Genomic DNA, 25,757 nt, shown 5'->3' on the forward strand with positions numbered 1-25,757 from the left:
ACCAAAGGATTGTTCAACAAATCGAAAAGAGAAGAGGTCACAGCAGACATCTCCTCTTTTCGAGTATATAGATTATCGTCCAAACTTCACAACAAAATCCCCATCCACTTTCGCCATCTCATACCCACGATACCCCTCCAAAAGCAAAGCCTGCTGTCCACTAGCATCACTCATTAGAATACTTTGAACATCCGTCAAATCGCTTTCTTTATCTCCGCGCAATTTCTTCACAAAAACATACCGCAGACTACCACCATACTTTTCCTTCAGCGCAGCAATCTCCATTCCTTGCGCAAATTTATCCTTCAAGCTCGGAATGTTAAAAGGAGCAACGGTGCAGCATACGTAATCATATTTGCTGTCTTCTTTTTGCAATTCTTCCATAATGACTTTCGCTAATATTTTTTGCATCCCATTTCCTCGGCAGTTCGGATGAACGTTTGAGATTTCTTGATAGATGACGCGGTGCAGTTCACTTTCTGATAGACCAATATCAAGCCCTAAATGTTCATCGTCGATAGGAGGGACGAGTAGAGCGCGAAATGCGATGAGTTTGTTTTCGATAAAAGCACCGATCATCATGCCGTTTCCTTCTAGAATGTATTGAAATTCTTCTTGTGAGAGTGGTTGTAAACGACTTTTATCTTCTAGTGCTTCAATTACGATGTTTTGTAGTGATAAAATTTGTTCGATGTGCTCTAGTGATAGTAATGTAACGTGAAATGATTCGTTATTTTGTTTTAATGTTCCTTTGTATAGAACTGTCATATGATAGTCCTCCTTTAGCGTACAACGTCTTGAAAGACGGTTAGTTCTTGTAGTGTATCTTCGTTTATTTCAATGCCGAGTCCGGGCTTTTCGTTTAAGCGAATGAATGGTACATCGTAATGTAAGTTTCCAATGTCTTTCGTGAATTTTAATGGTCCTGTTAGCTCTACGCTCGTAATGATTTTCTTTGAGAAAGCGACATGGAATCCTGCGGAAGAGGCAACAGATGATTCGACCATTGATCCCACTTGGCATTCAATGCCGGCCATTTCAGCTTGATGAGCGAGCTTTACAGCTGGATGTATGCCACCGCATTTCATTAGTTTTATATTTACTTTATCAGCAGCTTCTAATTTAATAATTTGGCGCATTTCACGAGAACTTTTTAGTCCTTCATCAATCATAAGCGGGAGGTCCGTCTTAGAACGGATATGAGCCATGGCATCAATATCGTCCGCGATAACAGGTTGTTCAATCCAGTCAATGTTTAAATGTCCTAATGAACGCAGTGCTGTTAATGTGTTCGCGCTATTTTTCCAGCCTTGGTTTACATCAACGCGAATCGCGATGTCATTTCCTACACGTTCACGTACAGCTTCAATACGTTTCACATCTTCTTTTACATTCGTACCAACTTTCATTTTGAAAGATTGGTAACCTTTTTGAATCATAGAAGCAGCTTCTTCAGCCATGTCTTCTGGATTGGCAATACTTAAAACGTGAGTGATAGGGAATTCTTCATGGTAGCGCCCGCCAATTAATTGATATACAGGTTGATTTAGTTTTTTGCCCATTATATCAAAACAAGCAATATCAATTGCGGCTTTCGCTGTTGGAACACCGTAAATTGTATTGTCCATCATGTCGTGTATTTTTTCGATATTCATTGGATTTTTCCCGATTAGAGCAGGGGTTAGCGTATGTTTTAAAGTATGGAAAGTACTTTCCCATGATTCACCTGTGACGTGATCATCAGCAACGCCTTCACCGTAACCGATAATACCTTCATCTGTTTCCATTTTGACGATAATAGAGGGCATATCAGAATAAGAGCCATAACTAATAACAAACGGATTGCGAAGCGGTAAACGAATTGCGTAAAGATGAATAGCTGTAATTTTCATTGAATAGAAACCCCTTCCTGTTTACAATAGTTTTGTACATTTGATATAGTTGACGTTAAATAGTCGTTAATTAATGATAAGGAGTTAGAGAAAATGATGATAAAAATTGCAGTTGTCGGTTCAAAGGAGTTTATGGAGAACCTTTTTCCTATTGCTCAAAAATTAGAAGGAATAGAAATTGATCCATATATTTACCTTCATCCGGCGGAATCTTCTGAATTATTAAAGTGTCTAAAGCCTTGTGATGTCATCTTTTTCTCAGGTGCTTTACCTTATTATATGGCAAAAGAAATAAGAGAACAATTACGAATTCCAAGTACATACTTACAGCAAGACGAGACAACTGTCGCATCTTCAATTCTTTCTATCATGTATCATCAAAGTATTCAACCACATAACATTTCCATCGATTTAGTAGACCGCTCGTTTATTACAAATGTGTTCCATGATATTGGTATAAAAGAAAGCCCGCAAGTGTTGGATTATGAAAATATGCTGTGGAGTAAAGATGAAATAAATAGAGTTATCGATTTTCATGTAGCTAAATATCAATCTGGAGAGGCTCATTTAGCTTTAACTAGTATTCACGCTGTTTACGATGAGCTTCAAAAAATAGGTGTTCCTTCAGAGCGTATGATTGATCCAACACAGTCCATTATACATGGGCTAAAAGATGCAAAAATAAAAGCTGAGTTAGCAAAAAGCTATTCAGCTACTGTTGGTACTTGTATTATTTCTTCCCTAGAATTACGGACGAATTTGCTTGAAAAACTAGATGTCATTTCAAAAGAACTACGTGGTTCATTTAAACAAGTGGATGAAATGACATGCATTTTGTATACAACTCGTGGTGATATCGAATCAATTATTAAAACAAATGCGATAAATAACTTGTTTGCGAGCGTAGAAGGAACGATAGCTATTGGATTTGGTTATGGGAAAACCGTGAAAGAGGCGGAGCAAAATGCAAAAATTGCTCAAAGTTTTGCAAAGAATAATCCAATAGATCGTTGTTTTTATATACTAACAAGTGATAAAGATTTGTTTGGTCCGTTCCCGAAAGAACAGAGAGTACAAAGTTTGAAAAATGATAATCCGGAACTAATGAAAATAGCGAAGGAAACGAAGCTTAGTCCGGCCAACTTGTCAAAAATCATTCAATTTAGTCAATCGCATCCGTCATTGAAGTTTACAGCAGCTGACCTTTCTGAGTACTTACAAGTGACTCGAAGATCGACAGAAAGGTTGTTAAAGAAATTAGTTGATTACGGGTATGCTCATATTTGTGGCGAGGAAATGCCCTATCAACAAGGGCGACCTCGCGCACTATATGAACTGAATTTACCGCTATTTTTAAGCTTCTAGTTGAGCTTTTTGTTTCTTTAGTAATTCTGCTTTTTCAATGTCTGATAGTTTTACAATTGTGAAGCCTGTTATGCCATAAATGATTGAGATAATAGGTACGATGAAATTCAAAATAGCATAAGGGGCATATTCAAATGCACCTACGCCAAGTGTAGCGAGAATAAATACACCGCACGTATTCCAAGGAACGAAGACAGAAGTTAATGTTCCGCCATCTTCTAATGCTCTGGATAAGTTTTTTGAATGTAGTCCTTTTTCTGTATATGCATTTGCGTACATTCTTGAAGGGACAACAATTGAAATATATTGTTCAGAGCAAGTAAGGTTTGTTGCAAAACAAGATGCGATAGTAGAAGCGATAAGCCCTTTTGCTGATTTCGCTAACTTTAAAATTTGATTTACAATTGAGCGAAGAATACCTGTATGTTCTAATACTCCTCCGAAAGTCATAGCGACAATTGTCATAGAGACTGTATTCATCATCGAATCTAAGCCACCGCGGTTAAATAGTTCGTCTACTAGCTTGTTTCCAGTGTCTATAACAAATCCAGCTTGGAGTGCACCGACAGATGCTGAGACAGAACCACCTTGAATAAAGACTTGTGATAAAAATCCTAAAATAATACCGACGAGAATCGCTGGTATAGCAGGAACTTTTTTTGCGACCAATACCATAACGACTACGGGTATAATGAGTAGGAAAGGTGAGATAACAAAGTTTTGTTGCAATACTTGTAACGTTTGATCGATGCTCTTCGCATCAATATTGTTAGCGCCGAAGCTTCTTCCTAAGAGCGCGTAAACGATAAGAGTAATAATTAAACCTGGAACTGTAGTAAATAACATATGACGAATGTGTGCGAATAAATCTGTATTTGTTAATCCTGCGGCTAGGTTAGTTGTATCTGAAAGCGGTGACATTTTATCGCCAAAATAAGAGCCTGAAATAATGGCACCAGCAACCATTGGAGCTGGGATTCCCATACTTAGGCCAATTCCCATTCCAGCAACACCAATTGTCCCCATTGTAGACCAAGAGCTACCAATTGCTAATGCAACGATAGAACAAATGACGGTAATGGAAACTAAAAATAGTGATGGAGTTAAAAGTTTTAAACCGTAATAAATCATCGTTGCGACGATTCCACCGCCAATCCAAGCACCAATTGTTAAGCCAACAAGAATAATAATGACGATAGCAGGTAATGCAAGACGAATCCCTTTATACATTGCTTCTTCAAGATCATTCCATTTGTAACCATAACGCCAAGCGACAATAGAAGCAACGGTTGTACCGATAATAAGTGGAACGTGAGGGGTTTGTTTTAATACAACAATTGTAACCATCATAACTGCAACGGTAATGATAATAGGGATAATCGCTATTCCAAAAGGTATTTCTTTTTTCATAAAGTTCCTCCTTGTTACGTATGTTTGTTTGTATTTTTAGAATTGTCGTAAAATAGACGTTTATTAGGTTATGATAACTAAAAGTTTATGTAAGCGTCAACATAAAAAACAGAAAATAAGGAATGTTCTAGTTGTTTGTTTAGTTTGTAATATAAGTGCAGAGTAAGGTTTTTAAGTATTTAAAAATAAACAATTGACTTTTTTCTTAAAATTCAATATGTTCATAAAAACATCTGTTTTTCATAAGTATAATTAACCCGAATCGTTTGTAATGTGGGAAGGAGACTGGAACGTTGAAAACATTAGAACTACAAGAGCGCTTAACGGAGATTTTTCAGCATTTACACGAAAACCCTGAAGTAAGTTGGAAAGAATATGAAACGACAGCGTATATTACTGACTTTTTAAAAGAAGAAGGAATTTCATATAGAACATTTGATGATTGTCCAGGTGTAATTGCTGAGATTGGAGGCGGGAATCCAGTTATTGCGATTCGTGCTGATATGGATGCACTTTGGCAAGAAGTAAATGGAGAATTTAAAGCGAACCATTCATGTGGCCATGATGCTCATATGACCATTGTAATGGGACTTATTTTACAATTGAAAAATATGAGATGGAAAAGTGGTATGGTTAGATTTATTTTTCAGCCGGCAGAAGAGAAGGGGAATGGTGCTTTGAAGATGGTGGAGAAAGGTGCTGTAGATGATGCTGATTTCTTATTTGGCGTCCATCTAAGACCAATTGAAGAACTATCTTTGAAACAAGCAGCCCCATCTATTCGCCATGGAGCAGCAGGATTTTTAGAGGGTATGATTCATGGGGAGGATGCACACGGGGCAAGACCACACCAAGGTGTGAATGCAATTGATGTCATTTCCATGATTAATATCGGTTTGAAAAATATTTGGCTGCCACCACAAAGTTCCTATTCAGTAAAAATGACGAGATGCCAAGCAGGTGGTGATAATTTAAATATCATTCCAGGAAATGGTCATTTCAGTTTAGATGTAAGAGCTGAGAGTAATATACTATTAGAAGAATTAAAGAAAAAGATTGAGCATGTAATAGAATCAGCTGCATCGATGGGGTCGAAAACTTCATACGAATGGATGGATCTTGCACCAGGAGCAGAGGTTTCCGAAGAAGCAGAGCGCTTTATGCGTAAAGGTATTCTCGAAGTGTATGGGGAAGAGAGATGCACAGGGCCTCTCTATACGACAGGAAGCGATGATTTCCATTACTATACAGTGAAAAGACCACATTTAAAAGCTGTCATGCTTGGACTAGGAGCAGACCTACAACCTGGATTACACCATCCGTATATGAGGTTTGATCATAGTTGTATTATGGATGGGGTAGAAATATTGAAACAAACTGTATTGAAAGTGTTAGAAGACAGGGGCTAAAGAGCTCCTGTTTTTTTGTCGTGAATTGTCGGTAAATCGATATATTTGAAAAATCGTTGATATATTTGAAGTTATGATAGATATATTGAGAAAATCGTTGATATATTTGAAGTTACGATAGATATATTAAGAAAATCGTTAATATAATTTCACGTACCTATTAATTTGATGAAAAATGAGCCTCCAGTACATGGTGTATAATAATAAGTACCATTTTTTAATAGGAGAAAACGAATGAACGAACAATATTACGATGCAGTTTTACATATAAAAACAGTCGGTGAGCAAAAAGGGTTTAACAAATCTATGCATTATCACCGTTATGAACCGACGCCGTATAGCGGATTAGATGAGTTACTGAATCAATATGAAATAAAAAGTAGTGACCGAATTGTAGACTTTGGGTGCGGAAAAGGGCGATTAAACTTTTATATGCATCATAAATGTGGGGCTTCAGCAGTTGGAATTGAAATGAATGAAGAGTTTTATAAAGAAGCGATTGATAATCGAGATCGTTATGCACGAAAGGCAAGAAACAGTAAGGGGAAAATTCAATTCCAATGTTGTTTAGCGCAGGAATATAAGATTGATCCACATGATAATAGGTTTTATTTCTTTAATCCGTTTTCTGTGCAAGTGTTTATGAATGTAGTAAATAACATTTTGCTTTCAGTAGAAAATACGGGGAGAGAAGTGGATATTATTTTATATTATCCTTCTGAGGACTATATTTTCTTCTTAGAAAATCAGACTGCGTTTGAGCTGAAGAAAGAAGTTAGATTGCCAGGTGCTTATGAGAAGAATGGGAATGAGAGGTTTTTAGTTTATACATTAGGGTAATAAAAAAACAGGTGCCAAGGCACCTGTTTTTTATTAGTTACGGATTAAGTAATCAAATGCACCTAAAGCTGCGTTTGCACCTGAACCCATAGAGATGATGATTTGTTTGTACGGATTATTTGTACAGTCACCTGCAGCAAACACTCCTGGTACGTTTGTAGCGCCGTGCTTGTCTGTTACGATTTCACCGCGAACGCGTTCAACTGTTTCGCCTAACCAGTCTGTGTTTGGCACAAGACCGATTTGTACGAATACACCTTGTAATTCAACGTGATGAACTTCTTCAGTTTCACGATCGATGTAAGAAATACCGTTTACTTTATCAGTACCAGTGATTTCTTTCGTTTGAACGTTTTTCAGAACAGTTACGTTTGGTAAGCTGTTAAGACGCTCTTGTAATACAGCATCAGCTTTTAATTCTGGCATGAATTCAAGAACAGTTACGTGCTTAACGATACCTGCTAAGTCGATAGCTGCTTCAATACCAGAGTTACCTCCGCCGATAACTGCTACGTCTTTTCCAGTGAATAATGGACCGTCACAGTGTGGGCAATATGCTACACCTTTATTTTTGAACTCAGCTTCACCTGGTACGCCAACATTACGCCAGCGAGCACCTGTAGAAACGATTACGCTCTTACTTTTCAGAATAGCGCCGTTTTCAAGTTCCACTTCAATAAGTTCTTTTTTCTCTAAACGTTTCGCACGTTGTAGATTCATTACATCGATGTCGTATTCTTTTACGTGTTCTTCAAGGCTTGCTACTAGCTTAGGACCTTCAGTCTTTTTTACGCTGATGAAGTTCTCAATGCCCATAGTATCCATTACTTGACCACCGAAGCGCTCAGCAACGATACCAGTGCGGATGCCTTTACGTGCTGCGTAAATTGCTGCACTTGCACCAGCAGGGCCCCCACCAACAACAAGAACATCGTATGGATCTTTATCAGAAAGCTCTGATGCATCTGGACCGTTACCCATTTTAGCTAAAATTTCTTCAAGTGTCATACGACCGCTTCCGAAAGATTCGCCGTTTAGGTAAACAGTTGGTACTGCCATGATGTCTTTGCTTTCTACTTCCTCTTTGAATGCAGCGCCATCAATCATAGTATGTGTAATACCAGGGTTAAGAACGCTCATTACGTTAAGAGCTTGTACAACATCAGGACAGTTATGACAACTTAGGCTGATATAAGATTCAAAATGATATTCGCCTTGAATGTTTTTAATTTGATCGATTAATTTTTGTTCAACTTTTGGAGCGCGTCCACTTACTTGTAGTAAAGCTAACACTAATGATGTAAATTCGTGTCCTAATGGAATACCAGCGAATACGACACCAGTGTCTTCACCAGGGCGGTTTACGCTAAAGCTTGGTGTTCTCTCTAATTCAACTTTTTCTACTGTAATCTTAGATGACATAGTAGCTAATTCGTCTACTAGAGCTAACATATCTTTAGATACGTTATCGTCTCCTGCGCTTACCTTAAGTAAAATATCGTTCTCCATTAATTGAAGGTATTGGGATAGTTGTGTTTTTATATCTGCATCTAGTATCATTTTGATCGAACTCCTTAGATTTTGCCTACAAGGTCAAGGCTTGGTTTAAGTGTTGCAGAACCCTCTTGCCATTTAGCTGGGCAAACTTCACCTGGGTTGTTACGTACGTATTGAGCAGCTTTAATTTTGTTAACAAGAATGCTTGCGTCACGGCCGATACCATCAGCATTGATTTCCATAGATTGGATAACGCCGTCTGGATCGATGATGAATGTACCACGAGCAGCAAGACCTTCTTCTTCCATTAAAACGTTGAAGTTTGTAGTGATTGTGCGAGTTGGGTCACCAATCATGATGTACTCGATTTTGCCGATAGTTTCTGAGCTATCATGCCATGCTTTGTGAGTGAAGTGAGTGTCTGTAGATACAGAGTATACTTCAACGCCTAAGTCTTTTAGAGTTGCGTATTGGTTTTGTAAGTCTTCAAGTTCAGTTGGGCAAACGAATGTGAAGTCAGCTGGGTAGAAACAAACTACACTCCATTTTCCTTTTAAACTTTCGTCAGTAACTTGGATAAATTCTCCATTATGGTAAGCATTAGCTTTAAACGGTTTTACTTCTGTGCCGATTAATAACATATTAAAATTCCTCCTAAATGTTGGTTTTGAGCATCAAAAAATAGTGTGCTCATAAAATATATTTTTTAATTAACTATAATAATTCTAATTCGATATTAATTATCATATAGAAGTGGTTATTTTGTCAAGAGAATAAACCAACTTTATACCGATTTAATTAATATTTATTCTCAATTAAGGCTAACAGGGAATGGAAAGGTAACTTTAAGTTTATAAATTTTAAATGATTGTTTGAAAGAGTAGTGTGTATGTTAGAGATATGGTGTAAGTGTAAATTCTTAGGAAGGAAATATTTCTTAGAAGTTATGTATTTGAAAAGGAACTGCTTATTTCTATTTTACAAAGAATTGTGCGATAAATAAAATAAAATGAATCGAAATCTTTTTGAACAATTTTTGTCATCTCAAATATATAATTAGGAAGTATATTACGATGATAGTTAGAAACATTGACTCAAAGTGCTAACAAGATATAATAAAACCTAGATATACCTTTCAAAAAGAAGAATACATATTTATAGGATGAAAAAATTCAACCTATTATTTTTTATAGCTTTTAGAAAACGCTTACAATTGGTGTGGAGGGGAAACCATGTCTAAGTTCACAAAGTATTTTTTAATGGAAGCTAAAGATGTGATTGCATATGTGAAAGAGAAATTATCTAAGTTTGAACATGCAAAGGGGCTAAAGTGTAAAGAAATAGGTGATGGCAATTTAAATTATGTGTTCCGCGTTTGGGATGAAAAAGAGAACATGTCTGTCATCGTAAAGCAAGCTGGGGATACAGCTCGCATTTCAGATGAGTTTAAGTTATCGACGAATCGTATTCGTATAGAATCAGATGTTTTGCAGTTAGAGAATGAGTTAGCACCTGGACTTGTTCCTAAGGTGTATTTATTTGATAGTGTGATGAACTGTTGCGTAATGGAAGATTTATCGAATCACACAATATTACGTACAGCACTTATAAATCATCAAATATTTCCGCAGCTTGCTGACGACTTAACTACTTTTATGGTAAATACACTTTTATTAACATCTGATGTTGTAATGAATCATAAAGAGAAGAAGGAACTTGTGAAGAATTATATAAATCCTGAATTATGTGAGATTACAGAGGACCTCGTATATTCAGAACCATTTACAAATCATAATAAGCGTAATGAGTTATTTCCTTTAAATGAGGGATGGATTAGGGAGCATATTTATAGTGATAAAGAGCTTCGTATGGAAGTAGCGAAACGTAAATTTTCTTTTATGACGAATGCACAGGCATTGCTTCATGGTGATTTACATACTGGTTCTGTTTTTGTAAGAGATGATTCTACAAAGGTTATTGATCCTGAGTTTGCTTTTTATGGACCTATGGGATATGACGTTGGGAATGTAATGGCGAATTTAATGTTTGCTTGGGTGAATGCAGATGCAACGATGCCACCTGGAGCTGAGAAAGATACGTATATGGATTGGTTACAAACTACGATGGTAGAGGTAATTGATTTATTTAAGAAGAAGTTTTTAGATGCTTGGGATATTCATGTGACCGAGATTATGGCGAAGGAAGAAGGCTTTAACGAAGTATATTTACAATCTGTATTAGAGGATACAGCTGCAGTGACAGGTCTTGAATTAATCCGCCGTATTGTTGGATTAGCGAAAGTAAAAGATATTACTTGTATTGAGAATGAGGAAGCACGTGCTAGAGCGGAGCGAATTTGTCTTAAAGTAGCGAAGAGTTTTATTTTACGAGCGAATCAATATAGAACAGGTACAAGTTTTGTAGAAACGTTAAAAGAACAGTCAATGCACTACGCGGAGTAAGGGGAGAATATGATGGAAGAGCAATTAATACCAATTCAGTGGAAAGATGATGCTTTAGTTTTGTTAGATCAAACGTTATTACCGAATGAAATTGTCTATGAATCATTTAAAACAGCTGAAAGTGTGTGGGATGCCATTCAAGTAATGAAAGTACGAGGTGCACCAGCGATTGGTGTTTCAGCAGCTTATGGAGTGTATTTAGGGGTAAAGGAATTTGCTGAAAGTACGGAAGAAGGATTTATGGATGAAGTAAGAAAGGTATGTACATACTTGGCGACATCAAGACCGACTGCAGTAAATTTATTTTGGGCACTTGAAAGAATGGAAAGTGTAGCGGCAGATAATATTCATTTATCAATCTCACAGTTGAAAGATAGATTACTAGAAGAGGCAAAAGAAATTCATAGAGAAGATGAAGAAATTAACCGTCAAATTGGAGAACATGCATTAACATTATTCCATGATGGAATGGGAGTATTAACACATTGTAATGCTGGTGCGTTAGCGACGACTAAGTATGGTACTGCGACGGCTCCAATGTACTTAGCAAAAGAAAAAGGATGGGACTTAAAAATCTTTTCGGATGAAACACGTCCAAGATTACAAGGGTCAACGTTAACGGCATTAGAACTACAGCGAGCGGGAATTGATGTTACTGTCATTACGGATAATATGGCAGCTATGGTCATGTCACAAGGGAAGATTGACGCTGTAATTGTTGGATGCGACCGTGTGGCAGCGAACGGTGATATAGCAAATAAAATTGGAACATTAGGCGTATCTATTTTAGCGAAATACTACAACATTCCGTTTTATGTAGCAGCGCCAACGCCGACAATTGACTTAAAAACACCGACAGGAAAAGAAATTCCCATCGAGGAAAGAGATGCTTCTGAAGTGATTAATCGCTTCGGACAATATTCTGCTCCGAAAGAAAGTAAAGTATATAATCCAGCATTTGATGTTACTCCACATGAAAATGTAACAGCGATTATTACAGAAAAAGGGATTGTAAAGGCACCGTTTACGGAGAATTTAAAAAAGCTATTTCAATAAATAGATAAATATAAAAGTCAGTCATCATAAGCTTCATACTTAGGGGGATGTATATGTTATTACAAAAAGAAAGAGAAGAAATTGTAGCGTATGGAAAGAAAATGATTTCTAGTGGTTTAACAAAGGGGACGGGTGGTAATATTAGTATCTTTAATCGTGAACAAGGTCTTGTTGCGATTAGCCCAAGTGGTTTAGAGTATTATGAAACAAAGCCTGAAGATGTAGTTATATTAAACTTAGATGGTGAAGTAGTAGAAGGAGAGAGAAAACCATCAAGTGAATTAGATATGCACCTTATTTACTATAGGAAGCGTGAAGATATAAATGCGCTTGTGCATACACATTCTCCTTACGCGAAGACGATTGCGTCATTAGGATGGGAGCTTCCGGCTGTGTCATATTTAATTGCTTTTGCAGGTCCGAATGTCCGCTGTGCGCCGTATGAAACATTTGGTACGAAGCAATTAGCAGAGGCTGCTTTTGAAGGCATGATTGATCGTCGTGCTGTGCTACTTGCAAATCACGGTTTAATTGCTGGTGCAAATAATATAAAAATGGCATTTACTGTTGCAGAAGAGATTGAGTTTTGTGCGCAAATTTATTATCAAACGAAAAGCATTGGGGAACCAAAGCTATTGCCAGAAGATGAGATGGAGAATTTGGCGAAGAAGTTTGAAGGGTATGGGCAGCAGTAGAATGAAATAAAAACACCCTCAAGAAAAAATCTTGAGGGTGTTTCTTACGCCTTTTTAAGCAATAAATACATAAAGTAAGGAGCACCAATTAAAGCAACGACAATACCAGCTGGAATACCGTTAGGATCGACGATATTACGTCCGATTGTGTCTGCTAATAACAATAGCCATCCGCCGATTAAAAGGGCGATAGGCATGAAAATTTGATGTCTTGGACCTACTAAAGATTTTGCAATATGAGGAGCCATTAGTCCGATAAAGCTAATTCCTCCTGTTACGGAAACAGCTGCAGCTGCAAGCGCAACGGCTGCGACTAATAAGTATCTGCGTTCTTTTTCAATTTCAATTCCAACGCCGATTGCGACTGGTTCGTTTAATGCTAGAATGTTTAATCGATTTGCTTTATAGAAAACGAACGGAATTAATACGATTAACCATGGGAGCATTGCTAAAACGAATATCCAGTCATCTCCCCAAATATTTCCGGCAATCCATTTTGAAATAAAGTCTACTTTCATACGATCCGCGGATGAAATAAGGACAATCATCGTTCCAGATAGTGCAAATGCAAAACCGATACCGGTTAATGTTAATCGGATTGGCTGAAGTCCAGTTGATTTACTATAAGAAAATACGTAAATTAGAACAGCTGTCAGAAATGCGCCGATAAATCCAACAACAGGTAGTAAGTAAAGAAATGAACCTACATCTATTGGAAAGTATAAAAAGAAAATAGCAACAGCAACACCGGCCCCAGAGTTAATACCAAGAATACCAGGTTCAGCTAAATCATTTCGAGTAATTCCTTGAAGAATAGCTCCTGATAAAGCGAGAGCCATACCAGCTAATAATGTAATGACAATTCTAGGTAGCCTTAAAGAGTATAAAACAAACTCCTCTTTAAAAGTCCCTTGCCCCATTAATGTTGGGAGTAGTCGATCATAAGATAAAGATGCTGAACCAAGTCCCATTCCAACTACAATGGTTGTGATAATTACTATAAGTAAAGTGAGTATAATGAGACGCTGTTTTCTTAAAATAGATTGCATCATGAGAATGTTTTTCCTCCTTTACGTACAATGAATAGGAAGAATGGTAACCCTACAATCGCGACAATTGCTGCAACTGGTGTTTCGTATGGAGCGTTAATAGTACGTCCAATTGTATCTGCAAGTAGCATAAAGGAAGCTCCAGCAATTGCTGACATTGGTATAACAAATCGGTAGTCTGGCCCGACAATTGGACGTACCATATGAGGTACCATTAAGCCGATAAATGCCATATTTCCGACAAGAGCTACAGACGCACCAGCAAGTAATATAATAATGATAAATAGAATGGTTTTAATAACAATAATTTTTTGACCTAGTCCAATAGCAACTTCTTCACTGAAACTAAGAACTGTCAATTTTTTTGCTAGTAAGATAGCGATAAAGATACTAATTGAAATGACTGGAATAATAATTTTTAATTGGCCCCAAGTTGTTCCAATTACGCCCCCAGCAGTCCAAAGTGATACCTCTTGTGAAATTTTGAAGTAAATGCCGACTCCTTCTGAAATTGCGAGTAGAAATGCTGAAACGGCAGCACCGGCTAATACAATTCGAAGAGGGGACAGCCCGCCTTTTTTCACCATACCAATTCCAAATACCATAATCGCACCGATTGCAGCACCGATAAAGCAAGCTAATGTTAAGTAAAGATAGCTGATGGAAGGGTTGAAAGCAAGTGTCAGTGCAAGTGCAGCATTTGCTCCACCAGATAGCCCTAGTAATCCAGGATCTGCAAGCGGATTTCGTGTTAATCCTTGCATAATTGCTCCAGAAACAGCAAGTCCAGCTCCTACAAAAATTGCAGCTACTTCACGTGGTAAACGAATTTCTTGAATAATAGATATTTTGTCCCCTTTAGCAGAGGAAGTGAGCGCTAACCATACATCTTTTATTGAAGTATCGGCAGCCCCTAATACCATTGCCACCATAAAAATAAGAAAGAATGCAATTAAGCTTAAAATTAGTTTGTATGTAAAAGCTATAGAACGTGGATTGTCGTGATCTTTTGTCATTCGTTTCACATCTTTTCTGTTCATAGAATAAAGGAAGAGGAATTCTTAATTTAAGAATTCCTCATGTTTGTATTATTTACCAAGAAAGCTCTTCTTGAAGAAGTCTAGTTGGAAATCTAGTGTAAGTGGATCGTTGAAATAGAATTCCATCATGTTTGCTTCGTATACGCGATTATTTTTTACTGCTGGGATGTTTTTATATGATTCTGTCTCTTGGAATGAGTTATCAGTATCTTTATTTTTACTTACGATTAAGTAATCACCAGCAAACTCAGGTAATACCTCAGTAGATAATGCGTAGTAACCTTCTTTTAATGCTTTTTCTTTTACTTTTTCAGGCATTTTTAATTTCATTTCTTGGTACAGAATTTCTGTTCCGCGGCCCCAGTTTTCGCCGTATACATAAAGCTGTTTGTTGAAGTTTTCTACAACAGAAACTGTTGCATCTTCACCGATTTTTGCTTTAATTTCTTTACCAGCGTCTTGTGCACGTTTCTTGAAGTCATCAACCCAAGTTTTTGCTTCTTTTTCTTTGTTTAATAACTTACCGATTTCTAAATGCTGTGTTAAGTAATCAACTTTTCCGTAAGTGTATGTTACAGTAGGAGCGATTTTCTTTAACTTATCAGCATTTTTAATATTTGATAAACCAATGATTAAATCTGGATTTAGTTCAGCGATTTTTTCAACGTTTTCATCTGATACTTCAGCGACATCTTTCAGTTTGCTATCAAAACGTGGGTTTTGTTTAGACCATGAATCTACCCCAACAAGATTTACGCCTAATGACATTACGTTACCAGCGAATGATGATAAAACAACAACGCGTTTTGGATTTGCAGGAACTTCTACTTTACCATTTTCAGATTGGTATGTAATTGTTTCTGAGTTACTACCTTTTGCATCATTCTTTTTGTTTGTAGAGCCATTGCTACAAGCGCTCATAACAAGAACGAAAAGGACTGTTAGTGAAATAAATAACTTTTTCATCGTCTTTCTCCTTTAACATAGATGATATGTGTATACAATAATTTGTTTAACTGTAATCTTTTTGAAATAGTAGTGGTAATGCAAAATAATTTATTAAAAATCTTGAATATGAGATTTTATAATATAGTAATAACCATATTAATGAAAGAAGATGTAATCTCAAATTTGCTAATTATTAACAAAATGATAATGATTATCACTATTGATTCTTTAAATAATATAATTTTATATAGGTGTATTGTCAATAGTAATTTTGATTGTAAATTTTGCGGAAACAGGTTATATTTTATTGAGAATGATAATCAATGATTAGTAGCTGAGGAGTGAGCACGAATGAATCGAGAAGAATTGTTTGATGTAACCGTGATAGGCGGAGGACCTGCAGGGCTTTATTCAGCTTTTTATAGTGGACTCAGAGAAATGAAAACGAAAATAATAGAATTTCAACCACATTTAGGTGGAAAAATACATGTGTATCCGGAAAAAATGATTTGGGATGTAGGAGGACTATTACCAGTTACAGGTGATAAGTTAATTGAACAACTTGTACAGCAAGGGTTAACATTTAAGCCAGAAGTTGTATTAGATACAAAAGTGGAATCAATTATTCGTAATCAAGATGGTACTTTTACATTAAAAACAAGTACTGGGGAAGAACACTTTTCAAAAACAGTTATCGTCGCAACAGGAAGTGGTATATTGAAACCGCAAAAGTTATCTATTGAGGGTGCTGAGCGATTTGAAGTATCAAATTTAAATTATACAGTTAAATCTTTAAAGCGTTTTAAAGGTAAAACAGTTATTATTTCCGGTGGAGGCAATTCTGCTGTTGATTGGGCAAATGAATTAGAACCAATTGCGAAAAAAGTGTATGTAACCTATAGAAAAGAAGAATTATCTGGTCATGAAGCACAAGTAAAACAACTTATGAACAGCTCAGCGGAGTGTTTCTTTAATACATCGATTACAAAATTAATTGCTGGTGATAATCATGAAGCGATCGAATATGTAGAATTAACAAATCATGAAACAGGTGAGGTTTCTCATTTACCTATTGATGAAGTTATTATTAATCATGGATATGAACGCGACATTACATTATTAGAAAATAGTGAGTTAGACGTTGCAATTATAGATAATTATTATATTGCAGGTAATGCAAATAGTGAGTCTTCAGTAGATGGATTATATGCTGCTGGAGATATTTTAAAGCACGAAGGGAAACTACACTTAATTGCAGGTGCATTCCAAGATGCTGGAAATGCTGTGAATAAAGCAAAACAATTTATCCAACCAGATGCAAGTGAGTATGGAATGGTTTCTTCTCATAATGAAGTATTTAAGAAGAGAAATCGCGAACTGATTAAGCAGATGATGAAATAATAAGGAACAAGTATACCCCCACGTATTTCTCTATTCCAATGGATGAGAGATGTACGTGGGGGTTTTCCTGTTTACTATATTTTCTATCATTATAATGACACCGGTTTCATCAGTTCATATGATATGAACATTTTATTGGTAAAGCATCCTAGAAAACAATTTAGCTATGTTTTGCTTACGCAGAACATGGCTAAATTACGCTGTCCCTTTAGCGCGTTCATTAGGAAATGGCATATTTAGTATAGAAGCAATATACTGTTTTCCATGCACTCGAGCTAATGATTCTAATATTTGGCGAACACGTTTTGTAAGATGACCTTGTTTTTTGATGGCTTCACAATATGCGTCATAGAAGGCATATTTAGCCCAAAGGAAATCATCTTGTTGGAATAAGAAATGATTTTTGTACCATTCACCAATTGTATGATAACAATTGTTTTCATGTATTGCTGTGCTTTGAGAAAGAAAACGATCAGATAAAGATACATTTAAATGAGAAATTGTGTTTTCTGTTTCAACTTGTAGTGTTTTTTCTAACATTGTAATGATGTGACGAGTAGCCATATGTTAACTCTCCTTTGTGTAAATGGGTAATACCATTCTATATTTAAAAAATTCTTACTATATAATACTATACAATATATGGAATGCATCTACCTGCTTTTTGAACTGCATTTACAAAATCTTTTTTATTTGTTTACAAAAATAAAGTAAAGTAAGATACAGTATAGATGAAAAAATAATAAAGGAATGAACGCATTGTATATAACAGTAGAAGAGACTGCGGAGTATTTGAATTTACCAAAATCGTATATTGAAGAGTTAATTCAGCAAAAGAAAATTCGTGCGCTATTCGATGGAGAGCAATATTTAGTAAATAAAGAACAATTTAATACACATTTAGAACAAATGGAGAAATATAAGCAATTAGTGGAAGAAATATTGAACGAACCAATTCCAGAAGATATGGATGTTAAAGACGAAGATTAAACTATGGAAAATCCCTTATGAAGATATGCAGAAATGTATATTCATAAGGGATTTTTTGTTTGAAGATATCAAAAACATAAGGAGTTCTTAGCCTTTCTTCAAATTTTGATAGGTAGTAGTCTACCATGTTAAAAGCATATTTTTTTCTAGCTAGGACAAACATAGAGAACGTAACCTGTACAGATACATATACTATCAGTGCAAAAGCTTATAAATTAATGGAAGGGGTTTTCTCGTGAGTTTATTTCATTGTGATTTTCTGAAAGACTTAATTGGATCTTTTGTGAGAGTAAACAGGGGTGGTCCAGAATCTCAAAAAGGGACAATAGTCGCTGTATGTTCGGATTACTTTGTATTAAAGAATGAAAAAGGAGAGCTCTATTACTATCAGATTCGTCATCTGAAAAGTATTACAAAAAATGCGAAAGATTGTAAAGCAGATGATTGCAGATGGTTGGAATGTGAATGTGAAGATGACTTTGAAAAGTTACTTCAAAGCTTCAAATATTGCTGGGTGAAAATTAATCGTGGTGGCCCAGAGAAAGTTGAAGGTATTTTACAAGATGTTTCTTGTGAATTTGTGACACTAATTGTAAAAGAAGAAGTTATATTAGTTGCAGTATCTCATATTAAGAGTGTAACAGTACCTTGTAGAGAGAGCGAAGAAAGCGAAAGTGAAAGCGAAAGTGAAAGTAATAATTCAGGTCGAGCTCGCGCACAAAGACAGTCAAGAAGAGGAAGATAATAAGAAAGGAGGATATAAATTTGGAAAGTATATTATGCTGTGAACAAATTAAAGGCTTAGTCGGTGAGACTGTAAAAGTAAATCTTCGTGGACCAGAGAGTCGAGTGGGGGTACTTGTATCGTTAGGAAGAGATTACCTTACATTACAACTTCCTCTTGGTGAATTAGTATATTACCAATTGAAACATGTGAAAAGTCTAGTTAAGAAAGTGAAAGAAAGTAAATGTGGCGATGGCTATGTTTCATGTTTCTGCTCTGATGATGATACTTTTGTCGATGTATTACGTGACTTGAAGTATAAGTGGGTAAAGATTAATCGTGGCGGCCCAGAGTGTGTAGAAGGCTTATTAAGTGAAGTGCATGAAGAATGTATTACGCTAGTAAACGGTGATGAAGTTATTTATATCATTAATTATCATATTAAGAGTGTGAGTCAAGTAGTGAAATGTAAAAAGAATGAAGATGAATAATGTTTAATAAATAAGAGGGGCATTATGAGGGAAAGAGAAGAACAATTTCTTATTTCGATAGTATGAAAAGGAATTACTTACTATTAAGACAGAACATTGCCCTGATTATTTTTTTGAAATGGAAGATAGTAAAGCTGAAATTCATAGGAAGGAGGATATAGATGAATGAGTTAAACAAAAGTATTGGGGAAAATATATATGTTAAATTAATCGGTGAAAAAAGGTTTAAAGGTATATTAATAGACGTAGGAAATGACATTATTGTTCTTTACAATGGACAAGACTATGTATATATATCTTTATATCATGTACAATACTATAAATTTTTAAGAGCACATGACGAAGACATACTAAAACCAGATGTTGATTCTGTAATTAAGAGGGAATCCCCTTCAATTTCTTTGAGAAAAGTATTAAGTACTTCTAAAGGGATTTTTACAGAAGTTTATGTAGCAGGAAATGCTCCAATACATGGTTATGTTACAAGTGTGATGAACGACTATATTGTTTTTTATAGTCCGGTTTATAAAACGGTATATATATCTTTAAAGCATTTAAAATGGTTAATTCCGTATAAAGAAAACCAAGTACCGTATGCCCTCAATAAAAATGAACTCCCCGTAAATCCGTTAAATATTACGTTAGCTAGAACGTTTGAAGAACAGCTTATTAAAATGGCTGGGAAAATTATGGTGTTCGATTTAGGTGAGGAGTCCAATAAAATTGGAAAAATGGCGAAAATTGATGAAGGTCATATTGAAATATCAAAAGCACGTGATGCAAAAATGTATGTGAATATTCAACATGTAAAATCCGTCCATTGTCCGTAGATTAGTTGAAAGGGCTGGCTTTTTCTTTTATCCGGAGAAGAAAAGGTCGAGCCTATTTGTTTTAGTTTAATTTGGATATGAGGGGAAAATGAATTGAATATAAACATAGTATAGTGTGATTTTTTAAAAGGTAACTTTGCACTAACTTATAAAAATTGTGTACGAGCTATCTTTTTATGTATTCAATTTATTTTTTGAGGAGGAGCTGCTCAACTAATTTATTAAAGGGGTTTTGTTTGTGGAGCAGTTTCCGAATTCGTTATCAATTACATTGCTTGGTAGTGCTGGTGGAGCAGCAAAAGCAGTTTTAGCAATTTTAAATCAAGCGATAGCAAATGAAAAAGATCCAATTTATGAAGTATTAAAGAATGCTAAATTTCATTTGGTGGATATAAAACAAAAAGATAGGAATTATTACGATGAGTTGTTTTCGAATTTGAAAGATCAATTATATTTATATGAGATAAACCTTCAAAATGTAGTGGAATTTAAACAACATTTAAAAGAAAAAAGTACGAGTGTTGTGATTGATGTTTCAGGGGCAGATACAGTTAGAGTATTAAGCTGCTGTAATGAATTAGGAATTTGTTATATTAATTCAGCCTTGGAAAATGAAGCAGTAGATCAGGACGACAGCTTAATCGGCTTTCAGCTTACGGAAAGATATACAAGGTTTGAGAAGGAGAAAGAGAAATTTACAAATACAAAAGCGATTATAGGTTCAGGTATGAATCCAGGTGTTGTTCAATGGATGGTTGTTGAGCTTATGAAGGAACGACCAAATGAAAGGCCAAGAGCATGTTATATTGTAGAACATGACACGTCGTTTTTGCATGATACAGCACTTATAAAGCCACATACACTTTATGCTTCATGGGCAGTAGAGCGATTTTTAGATGAAGCAATCTGGAGTTATCCGATGTATATGAGTCATCATCGGCCTCTTTACTTTTATGAAGATGTATATGCTTCAGAGTATAAAGTGAAGTTAGGAGAAAAAGAATTCTATGGTTGTTTAATGCCACATGAGGAAGTATTAATTTTAGGGAAAAACTTCAATATGGAAGTTGGTTTTCTTTACCGAATTAATGAGTATACAACAAATATAATTAGACAGAACTTAGATCAAGTAGAAGATTTATGGAACTGGAATCGTAAAGTGTTTAATCCAGCGGAAGAAGAGGTTGCTGGAGAGGACTTGGTCGGTGTGTTACTCGTTTATGAAAATAGTGAGACATATATGTATAATGTAATGAATAGTAGCCAAGTTTTTCGTAAATATAAAACGAATGCAACGTATTTTCAGGTAGGGTGCGGAATTTATGCGGGCTTGTCTAGTTTACTTTTAGATCAATTTGAACAAGGTGCTTATTACGTCGAGGAGTTGTTATTAAATACAGAAAGTAAGTACGGTGAGTATTTAAATTTATATATGAAGGATTTTGTAATAGGGCATAATAATTTTACTGATGGATTGTTACATGATAGGGTAAGGTGGATATAAGTTGTTACTAAAAGGAAGGAGAGATCTCCTTCCTTTTAGTATTATAAGGTTAAATATTGCCCTGAAAGCAATTTCATACTTATACTTTAAGGAGATAACAATGAAAGTTTTTTGTATCGATCAAGGGGAGTTTTTATATGAACAAATACAAGAGCTTGATTTATGAAGAAAGAAGAGCCTTAAAGGTATTTATATTATTATTTTATATTATATTCTTTTTATATGACGCTATATATTATTTTGTATATCCTGCTATGAATATTAGTGGAACAGCGGTAGGGTGGCCAGAAGGTAGTCTTGGGATAGGTGTGCCTATATTTGTAATAGCATTATTTCCTATTTCTATATATCTTCAAAAAAGAGGGTATGTATATTCTGTAAAATATTTATTTTTATTTGGATACATGTTTATCAATCTTGTTAATAATTTAATGATTTATTTGCGAACGGATAGACCTTTTGAACATGGTAGTATGGTAGAAATGTTGTTAATTTTATTTGCCCCAGTTTTCGTGAATAGAAAATACTTTTATTTAGTTTCCTTTAGTGTAATTGGAAAGTACGTATTTTTCACATTGCTATTACAAGATTTAAAAGTGATAATTCCACTTGTTTTATGTGTATTTTATTTCATTATTTCACATTCTTTATTAAAACGATTTCAATCTTATGTAAGAACAGTGGTTGAAATGATGAACAATATGAAAGAGACGGAAAATTTAGCTGTGATTGGGACTATGTCTACAACAATTGCCCATGAAATTCGAAATCCACTAACAGCGTTAAAAGGGTTTACGCAAATGCAAAAAGAAAGAAATCCAACTGATACGATGAGCTACGACATTATGCTACAAGAAATTGAAAGGGTTAATGGATTTGTTAGTGAATTGATGTTGTTAGGGAAACCAAAGCCAACAAATTATGAAAGGTGTAATATACGAGACACCCTTCTATATGTTGTGCATCTAATGGAAAGTTATGCAACGCAATATAGAGTTAAATGTAATTTACAAGTAGATGGAAATTTACCGGCTATAAACGGTGATGATAAGCAATTAAAACAAGTGTTATTAAATATCATTAAAAATGGAATAGAATCAATGCCAGAGGGTGGAGAAATTCATATCTGTGCATATCAAAAAACGCAAGGACATTTGTGTATTTCTGTTGAAGACCAAGGATGTGGTATAGAGAATGAGAAGTTAGAAAAAATCGGTAAGGCGTTTTACACAACAAAGGAGAATGGTACAGGACTTGGATTAATGATTACATATAAAATTATTAAGGAACATCAAGGGAGTATCACGATCCAAAGTAGTCTAGGAGTAGGAACGAAAGTAGAAATTTTTCTGCCGACCGTTTAATGTATTTGAGAAAAGATTTTTCAGAAAAGTGTTCTTGTTGTGTAAATATAAACATTTTATAAAATGTTTCAAGAAGGGTTTTTTTTATAAAATACTTCGTTTATAATGGAGGAAAATATCGACATGAGATTGATTGCTCATGTAACGGTTCAGTAGTGTTATGAAAAGATAAGAAGGGGTGCACGCGCATCCTTTTTTCTATGCAGATATTATGAAAGAGGTGGTATGATGGAATTAACATTAAATTCGACTGTATGTTTACACACGATTCAATTTCGAAAAGAGCAAAAGAATTATACTGTAAAAGACACAATTACAGGAGAAAAATATGAAATGCCGCCACTTTGGATTGATGCATTGGCAATGATGCGTGACGGTTTTTTATTGGGGGAAATTGAGGAGAAATTAAAAGAAGAGTATCCATCCGAAGAAGTGAATATGTTAGCATTCACGAAGCAACTGTTAGAACTAGAACTTGTTGAAATGGTAGATGGGGAAGAAATAGCTTGTACAAAGAAGAAAGAGAAGGATTATTTAGCTTGGTTACGTCCTCATGTTGAGCAATTCTTTCTTAATTTAAATAAAAAAAATAGAAGCAAAGGTCAATGATGATCTTTGCTTTTTTGTATAGTTTGTTTAAAAAATTACAGCAAATGCTCTTGCAAAAGCACCGTCGCTATCTTTAATTTTTAAAGGTGCTGCTGAGAAGAAGAAACGTTTCGTGTGAATGGCATCTAAGTTTGTTAAGTTTTCGATTAAATAAATATTATTCCCAAGTAGTATGTGATGAATTGGTGATGTTTCTGTCGTTACCTCATCAGGAGAAATAAAATCTAAACCGACAGATTTTACTTTTAATTGTACTAGTTCCTCGGCTAATTCTTCAGAAAGATAAAAAGCTTCTTTCTCATACGCCTCCGTGTTCCATTTAGTAGATAGATTGGAATGGAAAATAACAATATCTCCTTCTTTTATATCAGCATCGTGCAGTACTTCTTTAGGTAATTTTCGTTCTTGTACATGAGTTACATCAATAAGAACAGCTTCACCTACAAATTGATCCAGCGGTAATTGATCGATGGTCGTTGCGCCTGAAATAAAATGCGCAGGAGCATCACAATGCGTGCCAACATGAACGACAGAATGAAAATCTGTAACTTGATAGCCTGATTCTTCAACACTTGTAACAGCTTCTAGTTGTATTTTAGGTGTTCCAGGAAATTGAGACATATTATTTTCAAATGTTTGTGATAAATCAATTACTTTCATTTTACATACCTCCAATATATGTTTTTCAAATAATAAAAAGCTCATCCTTCAGTATCAAGAAAGATGAGCTTTACATGCTAGTTGAGTTTTATCTTCCAAAATGCAATGCATTTTGCAGGAATTAGCACCTATTCAGTTCGTATAAACTGAGGTTGCTGGGCTTCAAAGGGCCGGTCCCTCTGCCTCTCTTGATAAAGAAGTATTCAGTTTCAAAATCTTAATTTTCTGATAGTTAAATTGTAATTCATTTCCTTTTTGTGTGCAATACAAAATAGGTATTCACCCAAATAAAGCCGCTCGCATATTGTAGCTTATGTAAATAGAATGCTGCGAAGGAGTGAGTGCAGTGACAGGAAATGTATTGAATTATTATGCTGGTGGTAATACAGCTAGGGGATTTCACAATTTATACGAAGAGAATTTAAAAGGATTAGACAGATTATTTATCTTAAAGGGTGGTCCAGGAACGGGAAAATCTTCTTTAATAAAGGCAATAGGTCGTGAATGGGTTGGAAAAGGATATGATATTGAATTTTTACATTGTTCTTCTGACAATAAATCGGTTGATGGTGTAATTATCCCACAATTAAAAGTAGGAATTGTTGATGGGACATCACCGCATGTTATTGAGCCAAAAATGCCAGGAGTTGTTGAAGAGTATATAAATTTAGGAATTGCTTGGGACTCAGATAAACTAAGAAAGCAGAAGTTAGAAATTGAAAGATTTGTTTCAGAAGCAAGCAAAGCTTTTCAGTCTGCTTACGCACGTTTTAAAGAGGCATTGGTTATACATGATGAGTGGGAGAAGATATATATTGATAATATAGATTTTAATAAAGCAAATGAACTAACCGATCAGCTAATCCAGAAATTATTTGCAGATAAAAGCGGGAGACAATCGCTTGTCAAACATCGTTTTTTAGGAGCTGCAACACCGAAAGGAGCAGTTGACTTTGTTCCTAATTTAACAGAAGGGTTACCACATCGTTATTTTATAAAAGGCCGCCCAGGCTCTGGAAAATCAACGATGCTCAAAAAGTTAGCTGAGGCAGCTGAAGAAAAAGGATTTGAAGTTGAAGTATATCATTGCGGATTTGACCCGAATAGTCTTGATATGGTTATCGTAAGAGAATTAGGCTTTGCAATTTTTGATAGCACCGCACCGCATGAATATTTTCCAAGTCGTGAGGGTGATGAAATTATTGATATGTATGCCCTTATTGTTACGCCAGGGACTGATGAGAAATATGCGAAGGAAATTCGTGATGTTTCCATTCAGTATAAAGCAAAAATGAATGAGGCAATGTCTTTCTTAGCGAAAGCAAAATCGGTTCGTGATAAATTAGAACGAATTTATATTGCTGCTATGGATTTTTCAATAGTAGATGCATATAAAGAGGAGATTCAAAAAGAGTTTGAACGAATTGCTGCTACTGTAATTGAAAAGCAACAATAGAAGTTTTATTAGGCTGTCAGTAATTTCTGACAGTTTTTTTAGTATGTAGTAAAATTAATAGTGTA

Annotated in this window: 25 protein-coding genes and 1 riboswitch; of the genes, 15 read left to right on the forward strand and 10 right to left on the reverse strand. The window is 35.3% G+C overall.

Going from position 1 to position 25,757, the window contains the following annotated elements; translation table 11 throughout:
• Positions 1–72 precede the first annotated feature (72 nt).
• Positions 73–768, reverse strand: coding sequence for a hypothetical protein (locus BHV55_RS01995; RefSeq protein ID WP_000217576.1), 696 nt, complete (start codon positions 766–768; stop codon positions 73–75).
• Positions 769–782: 14 nt separating this feature from the next.
• A complete protein-coding gene (locus BHV55_RS02000) occupies positions 783–1,892 on the reverse strand; it encodes a mandelate racemase/muconate lactonizing enzyme family protein (RefSeq protein ID WP_070758032.1) in 1,110 nt (369 codons plus the stop codon).
• 93 nt (positions 1,893–1,985) lie between these two features.
• On the opposite strand from BHV55_RS02000, the gene BHV55_RS02005 reads away from it, so the two are divergent.
• Positions 1,986–3,257 carry a transcriptional regulator gene (locus BHV55_RS02005; RefSeq protein ID WP_070758034.1) on the forward strand — a complete coding sequence of 424 codons (1,272 nt, stop codon included), beginning with the start codon at positions 1,986–1,988 and terminating at the stop codon, positions 3,255–3,257.
• Here the strand turns inward: BHV55_RS02005 and nhaC are convergent.
• Positions 3,246–4,667, reverse strand: a complete 1,422-nt coding sequence (gene nhaC, locus BHV55_RS02010; RefSeq protein WP_000711520.1) for a Na+/H+ antiporter NhaC — start codon at positions 4,665–4,667, stop codon at positions 3,246–3,248. The genes BHV55_RS02005 and nhaC overlap by 12 nt on opposite strands.
• 293 nt (positions 4,668–4,960) lie before the next feature.
• Between nhaC and BHV55_RS02015 the strand changes: the two genes are divergently transcribed.
• Together BHV55_RS02015 and BHV55_RS02020 are read left to right on the forward strand one after the other, a co-directional pair.
• On the forward strand, positions 4,961–6,076 hold the full coding sequence (locus tag BHV55_RS02015) for a M20 peptidase aminoacylase family protein (RefSeq protein ID WP_000853512.1): 1,116 nt from the start codon (positions 4,961–4,963) through the stop codon (positions 6,074–6,076).
• 234 nt (positions 6,077–6,310) lie between these two features.
• Complete coding sequence (locus tag BHV55_RS02020; protein ID WP_048567395.1) at positions 6,311–6,916, forward strand: SAM-dependent methyltransferase; 606 nt, start codon at positions 6,311–6,313, stop codon at positions 6,914–6,916.
• A gap of 33 nt (positions 6,917–6,949) precedes the next feature.
• Here BHV55_RS02020 and ahpF read toward each other — a convergent pair whose 3' ends face one another.
• Positions 6,950–8,476: an alkyl hydroperoxide reductase subunit F gene (gene ahpF, locus BHV55_RS02025; RefSeq protein WP_000599501.1), complete on the reverse strand. Its 1,527-nt coding sequence runs from the start codon at positions 8,474–8,476 to the stop codon at positions 6,950–6,952.
• A gap of 14 nt (positions 8,477–8,490) precedes the next feature.
• On the reverse strand, positions 8,491–9,054 hold the full coding sequence (ahpC, locus tag BHV55_RS02030) for an alkyl hydroperoxide reductase subunit C (RefSeq protein WP_000924420.1): 564 nt from the start codon (positions 9,052–9,054) through the stop codon (positions 8,491–8,493).
• Between the two features lie 591 nt (positions 9,055–9,645).
• Here ahpC and mtnK point away from each other — a divergent pair.
• From mtnK to BHV55_RS02045, 3 genes are read left to right on the forward strand one after another with little or no spacing between them, the layout of a single operon-like run.
• Complete coding sequence (gene mtnK, locus BHV55_RS02035) at positions 9,646–10,875, forward strand: S-methyl-5-thioribose kinase (protein ID WP_000033224.1); 1,230 nt, start codon at positions 9,646–9,648, stop codon at positions 10,873–10,875.
• A 9-nt stretch (positions 10,876–10,884) separates the two neighbouring features.
• Complete coding sequence (gene mtnA, locus BHV55_RS02040) at positions 10,885–11,931, forward strand: S-methyl-5-thioribose-1-phosphate isomerase (protein ID WP_033693771.1); 1,047 nt, start codon at positions 10,885–10,887, stop codon at positions 11,929–11,931.
• Between the two features lie 53 nt (positions 11,932–11,984).
• A complete protein-coding gene (locus BHV55_RS02045; RefSeq protein WP_000926557.1) occupies positions 11,985–12,626 on the forward strand; it encodes an L-fuculose-phosphate aldolase in 642 nt (213 codons plus the stop codon).
• 44 nt (positions 12,627–12,670) lie between these two features.
• Here the strand turns inward: BHV55_RS02045 and BHV55_RS02050 are convergent, their stop codons facing one another.
• Genes BHV55_RS02050 through BHV55_RS02060 form a run of 3 tightly spaced genes read right to left on the reverse strand, consistent with a single transcriptional unit; the run spans position 12,671 to position 15,681 of the window.
• On the reverse strand, positions 12,671–13,678 hold the full coding sequence (locus tag BHV55_RS02050; protein ID WP_000983759.1) for a FecCD family ABC transporter permease: 1,008 nt from the start codon (positions 13,676–13,678) through the stop codon (positions 12,671–12,673).
• Positions 13,675–14,715 (reverse strand): FecCD family ABC transporter permease, encoded by a 1,041-nt coding sequence (locus BHV55_RS02055; protein ID WP_070758036.1) that lies wholly within the window; start codon positions 14,713–14,715, stop codon positions 13,675–13,677. Before BHV55_RS02055 ends, BHV55_RS02050 begins: the two co-directional genes overlap by 4 nt.
• Positions 14,716–14,763: 48 nt before the next feature.
• Positions 14,764–15,681 (reverse strand): iron-hydroxamate ABC transporter substrate-binding protein, encoded by a 918-nt coding sequence (locus BHV55_RS02060; protein ID WP_058839961.1) that lies wholly within the window; start codon positions 15,679–15,681, stop codon positions 14,764–14,766.
• A 333-nt stretch (positions 15,682–16,014) separates the two neighbouring features.
• Between BHV55_RS02060 and BHV55_RS02065 the strand changes: the two genes are divergently transcribed.
• Positions 16,015–17,064 (forward strand): NAD(P)/FAD-dependent oxidoreductase, encoded by a 1,050-nt coding sequence (locus BHV55_RS02065; RefSeq protein ID WP_001078268.1) that lies wholly within the window; start codon positions 16,015–16,017, stop codon positions 17,062–17,064.
• Between the two features lie 195 nt (positions 17,065–17,259).
• On the opposite strand, the gene BHV55_RS02070 is transcribed toward BHV55_RS02065, so the two are convergent.
• Positions 17,260–17,628, reverse strand: a complete 369-nt coding sequence (locus BHV55_RS02070) for a hypothetical protein (protein ID WP_070758039.1) — start codon at positions 17,626–17,628, stop codon at positions 17,260–17,262.
• Between the two features lie 186 nt (positions 17,629–17,814).
• Between BHV55_RS02070 and BHV55_RS02075 the strand changes: the two genes are divergently transcribed.
• The 7 genes from BHV55_RS02075 to BHV55_RS02105 all read left to right on the forward strand — a co-directional run bounded on the left by BHV55_RS02075 (position 17,815) and on the right by BHV55_RS02105 (position 23,576).
• Positions 17,815–18,054, forward strand: a complete 240-nt coding sequence (locus tag BHV55_RS02075) for a helix-turn-helix domain-containing protein (RefSeq protein WP_001998970.1) — start codon at positions 17,815–17,817, stop codon at positions 18,052–18,054.
• A 235-nt stretch (positions 18,055–18,289) separates the two neighbouring features.
• Positions 18,290–18,799 carry a hypothetical protein gene (locus BHV55_RS02080; RefSeq protein ID WP_000051534.1) on the forward strand — a complete coding sequence of 170 codons (510 nt, stop codon included), beginning with the start codon at positions 18,290–18,292 and terminating at the stop codon, positions 18,797–18,799.
• Between the two features lie 20 nt (positions 18,800–18,819).
• The gene (locus BHV55_RS02085) at positions 18,820–19,269 is read left to right on the forward strand and encodes a hypothetical protein (protein ID WP_000443836.1); all 450 of its coding nucleotides are present in this window, start codon (positions 18,820–18,822) and stop codon (positions 19,267–19,269) included.
• A 161-nt stretch (positions 19,270–19,430) separates the two neighbouring features.
• Positions 19,431–20,099, forward strand: a complete 669-nt coding sequence (locus BHV55_RS02090) for an LSm family protein (RefSeq protein WP_001004265.1) — start codon at positions 19,431–19,433, stop codon at positions 20,097–20,099.
• A 238-nt stretch (positions 20,100–20,337) separates the two neighbouring features.
• Complete coding sequence (locus BHV55_RS02095; RefSeq protein WP_000434717.1) at positions 20,338–21,603, forward strand: hypothetical protein; 1,266 nt, start codon at positions 20,338–20,340, stop codon at positions 21,601–21,603.
• Between the two features lie 137 nt (positions 21,604–21,740).
• Entirely contained in the window at positions 21,741–22,967 is a 1,227-nt protein-coding gene (locus BHV55_RS02100) for an ATP-binding protein (RefSeq protein WP_001046105.1), read from the forward strand.
• 228 nt (positions 22,968–23,195) lie between these two features.
• The gene (locus tag BHV55_RS02105) at positions 23,196–23,576 is read left to right on the forward strand and encodes a hypothetical protein (RefSeq protein WP_000424119.1); all 381 of its coding nucleotides are present in this window, start codon (positions 23,196–23,198) and stop codon (positions 23,574–23,576) included.
• A 27-nt stretch (positions 23,577–23,603) separates the two neighbouring features.
• Here the strand turns inward: BHV55_RS02105 and BHV55_RS02110 are convergent, their stop codons facing one another.
• On the reverse strand, positions 23,604–24,236 hold the full coding sequence (locus BHV55_RS02110) for a cyclase family protein (protein ID WP_000862983.1): 633 nt from the start codon (positions 24,234–24,236) through the stop codon (positions 23,604–23,606).
• Between the two features lie 85 nt (positions 24,237–24,321).
• Positions 24,322–24,434, reverse strand: a riboswitch (SAM riboswitch).
• A gap of 148 nt (positions 24,435–24,582) precedes the next feature.
• Between BHV55_RS02110 and BHV55_RS02115 the strand changes: the two genes are divergently transcribed.
• Complete coding sequence (locus BHV55_RS02115; protein ID WP_000147484.1) at positions 24,583–25,692, forward strand: PRK06851 family protein; 1,110 nt, start codon at positions 24,583–24,585, stop codon at positions 25,690–25,692.
• Positions 25,693–25,757 lie beyond the last annotated feature (65 nt).

This window comes from Bacillus sp. RZ2MS9 (assembly GCF_001816185.2).
Taxonomy (GTDB): Bacteria; Bacillota; Bacilli; order Bacillales; family Bacillaceae_G; genus Bacillus_A; species Bacillus_A cereus.